This window comes from Sphaerochaeta sp. S2 (genome assembly GCF_016406725.1).
Classification (GTDB): Bacteria; Spirochaetota; Spirochaetia; order Sphaerochaetales; family Sphaerochaetaceae; genus Sphaerochaeta.
Map to the genome: position 1 here is coordinate 18,193 of NZ_JAEKNT010000086.1, position 9,615 is coordinate 27,807.

At 47.9% G+C, this 9,615-nt stretch carries 8 protein-coding genes; 7 read left to right on the top strand and 1 reads right to left on the bottom strand.

The window, feature by feature from the left end; translation table 11 throughout:
* Positions 1 to 185: 185 nt before the first annotated feature.
* The 3 genes from rny to JF818_RS02390 are packed head-to-tail and all read left to right on the top strand — an operon-like array spanning position 186 to position 3,302.
* Complete coding sequence (rny, locus tag JF818_RS02380; RefSeq protein WP_198890388.1) at positions 186 to 1,718, top strand: ribonuclease Y; 1,533 nt, start codon at positions 186 to 188, stop codon at positions 1,716 to 1,718.
* A 25-nt stretch (positions 1,719 to 1,743) separates the two neighbouring features.
* Entirely contained in the window at positions 1,744 to 2,526 is a 783-nt protein-coding gene (locus tag JF818_RS02385; RefSeq protein ID WP_198890389.1) for a TIGR00282 family metallophosphoesterase, read from the top strand.
* Positions 2,526 to 3,302, top strand: a complete 777-nt coding sequence (locus JF818_RS02390) for a TlyA family RNA methyltransferase (protein WP_198890390.1) — start codon at positions 2,526 to 2,528, stop codon at positions 3,300 to 3,302. Before JF818_RS02385 ends, JF818_RS02390 begins: the two co-directional genes overlap by 1 nt.
* On the opposite strand, the gene JF818_RS02395 is transcribed toward JF818_RS02390, so the two are convergent.
* Complete coding sequence (locus JF818_RS02395) at positions 3,291 to 3,824, bottom strand: GerMN domain-containing protein (RefSeq protein ID WP_198890391.1); 534 nt, start codon at positions 3,822 to 3,824, stop codon at positions 3,291 to 3,293. The genes JF818_RS02390 and JF818_RS02395 overlap by 12 nt on opposite strands.
* A gap of 76 nt (positions 3,825 to 3,900) precedes the next feature.
* Here JF818_RS02395 and ptsP point away from each other — a divergent pair, with 76 nt between their 5' ends.
* From ptsP to JF818_RS02415, 4 genes are read left to right on the top strand one after another with little or no spacing between them, the layout of a single operon-like run.
* Positions 3,901 to 5,634 carry a phosphoenolpyruvate--protein phosphotransferase gene (gene ptsP / locus JF818_RS02400; protein ID WP_198890392.1) on the top strand — a complete coding sequence of 578 codons (1,734 nt, stop codon included), beginning with the start codon at positions 3,901 to 3,903 and terminating at the stop codon, positions 5,632 to 5,634.
* A complete protein-coding gene (der, locus tag JF818_RS02405) occupies positions 5,603 to 7,159 on the top strand; it encodes a ribosome biogenesis GTPase Der (RefSeq protein WP_198890393.1) in 1,557 nt (518 codons plus the stop codon). Before ptsP ends, der begins: the two co-directional genes overlap by 32 nt.
* A 2-nt stretch (positions 7,160 to 7,161) precedes the next feature.
* Complete coding sequence (locus JF818_RS02410) at positions 7,162 to 7,860, top strand: HAD family hydrolase (protein WP_198890394.1); 699 nt, start codon at positions 7,162 to 7,164, stop codon at positions 7,858 to 7,860.
* Between the two features lie 25 nt (positions 7,861 to 7,885).
* Complete coding sequence (locus tag JF818_RS02415; protein ID WP_198890395.1) at positions 7,886 to 9,514, top strand: hypothetical protein; 1,629 nt, start codon at positions 7,886 to 7,888, stop codon at positions 9,512 to 9,514.
* Positions 9,515 to 9,615: the final 101 nt, after the last annotated feature.

Sequence of the window (9,615 nt, forward strand, 5' to 3'; positions counted from 1 at the left end):
TAGTATATGCCCGTATGGGCAAAGCCGCTGTTGTAATGACAGCGGTTTTGTTTCGTCTTCTGAAAGCACAATTATTAACAATCTGTTGAACAACTTGTACTGTAAGCCAAGATAACAGATGGGTTTAGCCTTGACAATTCTGACAGCCGTACGTATTATTGTACCATTATAATAGGGGGTAGTATATGAACAATATACTTTTGATCCTCCTAAGTTGTTTTATTGGTATCATCTTTGGTTGGTTAGGCCGTTGGCTGTATGCGAAATTTAAGCTTACCTCCGTTGAACAGAAAGCTATTAGGTTGAATGAGGAAGCTATAAAGGAAGCGGAAGCAAAAAGCAAAGAGCTTTTGCTTGAGACTCGGGATCAGTTGTTGAAAGAACAACAACAGCAGGAACGAGAGGCTAGAGAGAGACGGATTGAACTGCAACGTTCTGAGAGAAGACTCACGCAAAAAGAGGAAAATCTCGAGCATAAGCAGGCTGATTTGGATGCTATCAAAAAGCAATTGGGAGATTGGGAAGGAAACCTTTCCAAGAAAGAACAAGAGATTGCCGAGAAAGAAGGCAGCTTGATTACAGAACTTGAACGTATCGCTGGACTTTCCGCTGATGAAGCTAAAAATATCATCATGGAAACCATGTACAACGATGCGAGGAGAGATGCCCAGCTCATGATCAACAAGATTGAGCAAGAGGCCCAGCTCTCCGCTGACAAAAAAGCAAGGGATATCGTCGTTACCTCGATTCAAAGGTTGGCAACAGAGGTCGTCAGTGATGTGACGGTCAGTTCGGTGAATCTTCCCAGTGATGAGATGAAAGGTAGGATAATCGGTCGTGAAGGCCGCAATATCCGCACCTTGGAAACACTCACTGGTGTGGATGTAATCATCGACGATACGCCTGAGGCTGTAGTTATTTCCTGTTTTGACCCAGTTAGGAAGGAAATTGCTCGTGTCGCGCTCGAGAGACTTGTCCAGGATGGAAGAATCCACCCTGCTCGTATCGAAGAGGTGGTGAACAAGGTATCGAAGGAAGTAGGAAGGATCATTGCAGATGAAGGTGAGAAAGTCATCTTCGACCTAGGGGTACATAATGTGAGCCCTGAGATGATTCGTGCACTTGGTCGACTATACTTTAGAACCAGCTATGGGCAGAATGTGTTGAATCACTCAAAGGAAGTAGCCATACTCTCCGGCATGATTGCCAGTGAGGTCGGTGCAAATAGTGAGTTGGCACTCCGTGCTGGACTCCTGCATGACATCGGAAAAGGAACTGAAACTGAGAGTGACGCAAACCACGCGGAAATGGGTGCAGAAATGGCTAAACGTCTTGGGGAAGATCCCAAGATTGTGAATGCCATCCTTGCTCACCACAACGATACAGAACCGCAGACCCTGGAAGCAGTAATTGTGCAGATAGCCGACGCTATCAGTGCAGCACGGCCAGGAGCAAGGCGGGAGACGCTCGATAATTACATCAAACGCCTTGAGTCACTGGAACACATCGCTGAGAGTTTTGAAGGCGTGGATAAGGCCTATGCCATCCAAGCCGGTAGAGAGCTCAGGATTCTGGTTAATAATGACCAGGTAAACGACGATGGGGCTAAGGAGATTGCCAAGGGCATCGCCAGCCGTATCGAAGCTGAACTGAGGTATCCGGGCAGAATCAAGGTGACCATCATCCGTGAGATGAGGGTTGTCGAGTACGCTAGGTAGGTTGTTTGTGTCTGATACTAAAACAATGGTAGTCCTGCTTTTGGGCGATGTCTGTGGACAGCCCGGGAGCAGGGCTCTCTTTCTTGGATTACATACATTGGTCAAGGATTATCGAGCTGACATGGTTATCGTGAATGGCGAGAATGCAGCCGGTGGTTTTGGCCTGAATGTCGATTTGATGAACCAATTCTTCTCACTTGGGGTGAATGTGATCACCAGTGGGAACCATATCTGGCAGCAGGATGACTTAAGGCCACTGCTGGATAGCGAGAAACGTTTGCTTCGTCCTGCCAACTATCCCCCTGCAGCGCCTGGGCATGGCTCTGTCGTTGTTGAGGTCAAGGGGCATAAGGTTGGCGTCCTCAACCTGCAAGGAAGGCAGTCCCTGCCATCCATTGATTGTCCTTTCCGAGTTGGTTCAGACCAAGTGGCGAAGTTGCGAAAGCAGACTCCCCTGATCTTTGTGGATTTCCATGCAGAGAACCCTGAGGAGAAAGAAGCCTTGGCGCTTTATCTTGATGGCAAAGTGAGTGCGGTAGTTGGAACACATACCCACGTACAAACAGCTGATGAGAAAATTCTTCCCCACAAGACTGCCTACATTACGGATCTAGGTCTTTGCGGCCCGTCGGAGAGTGTCATCGGCTCGAAACCTGATATATCGATTGCAAGGCAACTTACCCAAATGCCGCTTCGAAGCGAGATTGCTGACACTGCACCGGTCATACAGGGGGTATGCATTACCCTGGATACTGCCAGTGGACAGGCGCTCAGTATTGAACGATTTACGAGGTTGTACGATATTTGATGAAAGAGAGGAAGGTAGCCCTGCTGCAGGCCCTCTGCCAGCAGTATGATGAGTACACCAAGGACCAACTCACTGCATACATCGTCTGTCGTAATGTATTGGTGGATGGGGTGCTGTCCACTGATCCAAAGCAGTTGGTGTCCTCTCATGCAACCTTTTCTTTTACCTTTGATACCTATGTCTCCCGTGGTGGTTTCAAGCTCGAGCATGCCCTGGATAAGTTTTCCCTGGATGTAAGCGGATTGGTGATGCTTGATGCGGGTTCTTCCACTGGAGGATTCACTGATTGTCTGCTCAAACGTGGGGCTGCCTTGGTGCATAGTGTGGATGTAGGGTACAACCAACTTGATTGGAAACTCCGTACTAATGATCAAGTGCAGGTACATGAACGGCAGAACATCATGACCTTGGAGGACTTGGATCCTCCTTGTGATGCTGCTGTGTGCGATCTTTCCTTCCGTTCCATCGCAGGGGCTGCAAGCCACATCCTTTCGCTCTGCAACAATACCTGGCTGGTCTCGCTGATCAAGCCGCAGTTTGAGGTTCCGAAGGGATTGGCGGATTTCAACGGAGTTGTTGAGGACCCTGAGGTTCTTTTGGATGTAATGCTCAGAGTGTTTGATTTGCTTGAGGAGGATGGGGTAGGCATACACGAACTTACAAAAAGTCCACTCAAGGGGCACAAAGGTAATGTTGAATTCCTTGCACTTCTGAAACCAGAGGTCGGAATGGATAAGAATTCCTTTTCATCGCGAGTAAAGGCTCTATTGTTCTAGCGGTTCTCCCTCAACCAAAATAACCAGATCCTTGACCTGGCTGAATGCTAGAGCAGTGGTTTTCATCTGTTCTGTTGCTTTCACAATATCCAAGCTATCCAAGAAATCCTTACTTATATCAACAAAGAGGATCTTGTTTGATAGCGTTACTCCGATAAGGGAGGTTTTCGGGTGAATATAGCTCACCAATCCTAAGTTGAGCACCTCTCTCGTAGGTCCCCCAAGCAGTGCTTCATAACTGTCATGGTATTGGCTTCCTCCCATTCGTTCGGTTTGGAAGGAAACAAGTTGCTGCTTTCCACTGGCTGTTATGAATGCGACCTGCACTGTCCTGACCTGAGACGGCAACAGAGGGCTATCCTCTCCTTGGCGGGCATATTGGAGAACACCACTGGAAATGACTGCTTGGCGAACCCTTGGATAGCCAAGGGCGAAAACACCAAGGGTAAAAAGAATCCATGCTAACAGTATAAATAGGGGAGAGATAGTGCGTCTTGGTTTGGGAGCTTCATCCATTTCCATGGGAGTCATTCTACCAGAACTGTTGGAGGGTTTCCAGCTTTACATCTGACCATAAAGTCCGTATAGTACATTACATATGAGGATATTCAAGGGTATAGCGGCTTCAGAGGGGCTCGCAAAGGGCAAGGCGTTGGTGCATCGTAACGCCGCAAGTGCTGCAGAAAAACGGCATATCCTTGCAGATGGCGTGACAGCAGAGCTAGAGAAATTCAAGGAAGCTGTCAATGCGGCGAGAGCACATCTGCAAGAACACAACACCAGCAAGATTTCCAAAGAGTCGAAGGATATCCTTGAGACCCACTTAATGATGCTTGATGACCCCGAGTATATCGGGCAGATCGAGTCATATATCACGACCAATCTTGTGTGCAGCCAATGGGCCATCGATTCTGTAACAAATGAGATGGTACGTTTGCTCGAACAATCCACGGATGAGTTGCTGCGTGAACGAGCTCTCGATTTCAAGGATATCTCACTCCATCTAATTGCTGCAGTCAAGGGAGATGGACAGCGACCATTGGAAGCGCTTGATGAGGACGTGGTTCTGGTTGCTGATTTTCTCATGCCTTCTGAGTTGTTCAGCATGGACAAGACCCATATCCTTGGGATTAGCTTGGATGGGGGAGGCAGGGCAAGCCATGTGGCAATCCTTGTACGTGCCTTCAATATCCCTACGGTCCTTGCCACTGGTACTGCTTCCAGAAATGTGAAGGATGGCGATGAGATCATTTTGGATGGATCGTATGGGGAAGTCTATGTCCGTCCTGACTTGAACGTCGCACAGATGCTTGATGAGCGTTTTGCGCTCTGGCAGGAACATGAAGGTGAACTGAAGAAGATGGTTGACCTTCCCACCGAGATGACCGATGGGCATACCATGTTGCTGAAGGCAAACATCCAGACCAGTATTGAGGTCGATGCTGTCAAGGAAAGTGGCGCTAGTGGGGTTGGGTTGTTCCGCTCAGAATTCCTTTTCATGGAGTCCTTGGAACTTCCTTCAGAACAACGGCAGTTCGAGGCATACAGGCATGTCCTGGAAGCCGTTTCTCCAAAACCGGTTACCATCCGTACCATCGACATCGGTGGTGACAAGATTGTAAAAGGTCTCGGAATAGATGAGAAAAATCCTGTACTTGGGTGGAGGGCTGTACGTTTCTGCCTCTCCCGAAAGGATATTTTTACCGTACAGCTGAGAGCATTGCTCCGCGCCAGCGTATATGGTAAGTTGCAGATCATGTTTCCAATGATCAGCGGGGTCGAGGAGCTGAATGCGGTCTTGCATCTCCTTGAACATGTCAAGGAGGATTGCCGGAATGAGCAGATCCCCTTCGATCCTGATATTAAAATTGGAACCATGATCGAGGTACCGTCTGCAGCCTTATGTGCAGACATCTTGGCAAAGAAGGTTGACTTCTTCTCAATCGGAACCAATGACCTGATCCAGTATACCATTGCTGTTGATCGGGGTAACGAGAAGATAGCCTACCTATATCAGCCATTTCACCCCGGGGTGCTGCGATCGATCCACATGATCGTAGAGAAAGCCCACCAGAACAACATACCGGTAAGCCTCTGCGGGGAGATGGCTTCCGATCCTCTCTGTTCCGTGCTGTTGGCCGGTATGGGGTTGGATGAATTGAGCATGGGGTCCCAAAGCCTCCTGCAGGTGCGAAAAATCTTGCGCTCGGTCTCTTCTGAAGATGCGAGAGCACTGGCACAGCAGGTCTTGGAAATGGACTCATATCTCACGATAAATACGTTTATAAGGGAGTGGATGCATGACCGATTCGATCATTTCACCACCATCTGACACACAAGATTCACCGGCAAAGATTCCGGTTATCTCTATTGTAGGCCGCCCAAATGTGGGTAAGTCCACTTTGTTCAATCGCTTGATCGGCAAAAGACGGGCAATTACCGATCCGACCCCAGGGGTTACCCGTGACTTGATTCCTGAGCGCTGGTACCTTGGGAACCATCCTGTAACACTTGTTGATAGTGGTGGGGTAAAGGTAGAGCGAGAAGGGTTCGATGACCTGGTAGCAAATAAGAGTTTAGGCCTTCTTTCACAAAGTGATGCCATCATTTTTATGATGGAATGTACTGCTGTTACGGCTGAGGACGAAGAATTGCTGAAAGCATTGCGCCCATACAGCGAGAAGGTCCTGCTTGTGGTAAACAAGGTTGATGACCCCAAGCGTGATGACCTAGTCTGGGAGTACTACCAGTATGGATTTCAACGTGTGGTGGGTATTTCAGCCGCCCACGGTCTGGGCATTGAAGATCTGGAAGATACCCTGCTTGGCATGCTGGAAATGGTAAGCCTTGATGAGGCTCCTGAAGAAACCGAGCGTGTTAAGCTGGCTATTATGGGCAAGCCAAATACAGGCAAGTCCACCCTCACCAACCTCTTGGTCGGTTCGGATGTTTCAATTGTCAGTGATATTGCAGGCACTACCCGTGATGTTGTCATGGGAACTTTCTCATACAAGGGTAGTGACTTTACCGTACTTGATACTGCAGGTATCAGGCGTAAGAGCAAGGTTGAGGAGGATGTGGAATACTACTCCGTCAATCGTGCAATCAAGACCATCGATGAGGCTGATGTAGTGTTGTTGATGGTGGATGCTATCGAGGGGCTCTCAGACCAGGATAAAAAGATTGCCAACCTTATTGTACGTAGGGGCAAGGGGATCATCCTGGTATTGAATAAGATTGACTTGCTCACTGGAATAGGGAACGAGCTTCAGGCTATCAAGGACAGGATCAGGTTCCTTTTCCCCATTCTTGGCTTTGCGCCCATCACGTCAATCAGCGCTCTCAAGGGACAGGATATTGGCAAGCTACTCGATACAGTATGGGGGGTCTGGAAGCAGCTCAATAAGCGTATTGACACTTCTCAGCTGAACGAAGCGATCAAGGAGTGGGGAGAGGCCTATCAGCCCCCACGAGGCAGCATGGGGCATTACAAGGTCTATTACGGTACCCAGTTCAGTGCCAATCCAGTGAAGTTCCTTATGTTCGTCAACCGAATCAAGGACTTCCCGCAGATCTATGTCCAGTACTTGAAGAACTGTATTCGCCGAGACCTGGGATTCACCCAGATTCCCATTGAGGTAGATCTGCGTGAACGTAAGAGAAATCCTTCCTTGCATGAGAGAGGACCCAAAAAACCAGTAGTGGATGGTCCAAAGCCTGAGGTGAAGCGTAATATTGGCGGAAGAGCATTTGCAAAGCCAAAAGGGACCAAGCCAGGCAACGTGGCTTCAGTTGACAAGTCACGAAAGCGAATTGAAAAACAGGCAAAGCGTACCACCGGCAAGAAACGAGGTTGAGGATGGGGTATCTGCAAGAGAAAGATATCAAGGTTCTCGCGCTCGATATTGATGGCACGCTCTATCCAAAGAGGATGCTCAATGTAAGAATGGTTCGTTCCCTGTTTCCTTCTCTTACTCTTGCCAAGGCTTTCAACTGGGCAAGAAAGGAGTACCGTAGGGTGCAGGACCTGCACCCTACCTCTCCTGAAAATCGCGAGGGACTTATAGATCGCCAGGCTAAGCTTGTTGCATCTCGCTTAAGGGGGAATCGGACAACTGACCAGGTTAAGGCTGCTGTTGATAAGCAGTTTTATCAGGCTTGGGCACGTTCTTTTTTGAGTATCAAGGCGTATCCGACAATGGTTGAGACTCTTGAGCAAGTACATTCACAAGGTGTGAAGATTGCGGTTTTCAGTGATTTTCCCTTGGCTGGTAAGTTACAGACCCTAGGAATTGATGAGTTGGTAGACTATGCCTACAGTACTGAGGAAAGTGGCTATTTGAAACCAAGTGAGAAAGCTTTTTCCTTCTTGCTTGATCGCTTGCAGGTAGATTCCCGCCAGGTACTCTATATGGGTGACAGTTACACCAAGGATTGCCGTGGTGCAAAACAGGCAGGGATGCATTCCTGCTTGATAACCAAGGATACCCACAAGAGTTTCCCTGAAGCTGACTTGGTGGTAAGCTCTTGGAAGGAGTTTGCTTCTCTGGTACTCTGAGGATGTTCTGGTAGGAGGTTTTTCGATGGGACTCGAGCTTTTGCTTCCGGTAATCCTGTTTATCATCACGCTCATTATCATCTACATGCTTCGTGTAGAAGACAAGCGTGACCGCCGTCTGGATCTCATGAAACAGAAAGTAGGGCAGTTTTCCCGGGAACTGGAAGCCTCTCGTAATCAATTCAAAGACACCTCCCAGCAAGTGGAGGAGCGAATCAATCACCGAATTGACGCTGCCAACCAGATGCTTCTTAGGATAGAGACCCAGATGACGGACCTTGAGGCGAGGAGTGACGATCTCGCCAAACTACAGGGCGTGCTCAATACCTACCGGGACTCTCTCACCAAGCTAGGAACTACCACAGCACAAGTAGAAGCCCGTATCGAGCACACAAAACAAGAAATTCAACGTATTCAAGCAGTTGATACAACGATCAGCCATTTTGATGAACGTATAGAGGCTTTTAAGCAGATGCTTCAGGAGACAGTTGAAGAGGGTAGTAACTCAATCAGCCAACAACAGCTAAAGGTAAAACAGCTTCTTGATTCATCCTATGCAAAGCTACAGGAATATGAAGCTGAGGTCCAGGAAGTGGAGCGGCAGAACCAGAGTCGTGTGGCGAGCCATGCAGAGACTCTGAAAAGCAATGAGGCTGACTCTCTTTCAATCCTGACTTCTCAGTTGGCGAAAATCAGACAAATCGGTGACGATGCAGAGCAGATAATTACCAACAGCAGACGTGAATTGGAAGCGGTGAGGGAACAGGCTTTCCAGGATGTGAATGAACAGAAGAGCCAATACGAGTCCATCAAGACCGAGAGCCAGAAATACTTCAGGACAGAAAAAGAGAACCTCCTCTCCTTGATTGAGGATGTAAAGAGTCGTATTACTGAAACCCTCTCCCAATTCAGCCAGCAATGTGACCATGATATGGAAGCTGTGTTCGCCCATACCATAACCAAGACAGACCAAGCATTCCAGACCATGGTTCATACGGTTTCTTCGTATCTGGAGGAGTTGCAACAGCGAATGGAACAAGCTCAATTGATGAGCCAAAAACTGGAACAGCAAGAGTACGATAGTTTGCATGTGTTCAGTGATGAAATCCAGCAACTTTGTGAACAACATGACAAAGCAACTGAGAATTTGCGTAAGAGTGGTCGTAAGCAAGAGGAGCTCCAGCAGATTATTCTTCATCTCAGGGAAGAGGCTACTGCACTGCAGGAAGAGTTGACTGCGATGAAGAAGAACCATGAAGCATTGGCCTCTGAGAATGCAGAAGAGCACAAAGCAAAAGAGCTTTTGGCAGCTTCTTTTGCAGCACTTACCTTACAACTTACTGAGAAGCAAGAATCCTTGCACAACGTCGAGCACGTATTGCAAACCAAACAGGAAGAACTTGCTTCTCTGGAGCAGGAACAAACAGTTCCAGATGATCAGATTTCAAATGAAGAAACTAAGAGAGAGGATGAATCTGAAGTAGAGGATGAATCTGAAGTAGAGGATGAATCTGAAGTAGAGGATGAATCTGAAATAGAGGATGAATCTGAAATAGAGGATGAATCTGAAATAGAGGATGAATCTGAAATAGAGGATGAATCTGAAATAGAGAACGAACCTGGATTACGGGCTATGGCTCGTATACATGTCTGATGATGCACCCGCACTAGTAGTTGTATACGTAATATGTCGACATTCAAACTATACCATAGGCAGTCTAAATTCCTCACGCCCCCCCCTGTCCCCCGGTCTCC

Excerpts from the sequence above, each read along its gene's own strand:
- rny (WP_198890388.1), top strand. The coding sequence starts at position 186 with ATGAACAATATACTTTTGATCCTCCTAAGTTGTTTTATTGGTATCATC.
- JF818_RS02385 (WP_198890389.1), top strand. The coding sequence starts at position 1,744 with ATGGTAGTCCTGCTTTTGGGCGATGTCTGTGGACAGCCCGGGAGCAGG.
- JF818_RS02390 (WP_198890390.1), top strand. The coding sequence starts at position 2,526 with ATGAAAGAGAGGAAGGTAGCCCTGCTGCAGGCCCTCTGCCAGCAGTAT.
- JF818_RS02395 (WP_198890391.1), bottom strand. The coding sequence starts at position 3,824 with ATGGAAATGGATGAAGCTCCCAAACCAAGACGCACTATCTCTCCCCTA.
- ptsP (WP_198890392.1), top strand. The coding sequence starts at position 3,901 with ATGAGGATATTCAAGGGTATAGCGGCTTCAGAGGGGCTCGCAAAGGGC.
- der (WP_198890393.1), top strand. The coding sequence starts at position 5,603 with ATGACCGATTCGATCATTTCACCACCATCTGACACACAAGATTCACCG.
- JF818_RS02410 (WP_198890394.1), top strand. The coding sequence starts at position 7,162 with ATGGGGTATCTGCAAGAGAAAGATATCAAGGTTCTCGCGCTCGATATT.
- JF818_RS02415 (WP_198890395.1), top strand. The coding sequence starts at position 7,886 with ATGGGACTCGAGCTTTTGCTTCCGGTAATCCTGTTTATCATCACGCTC.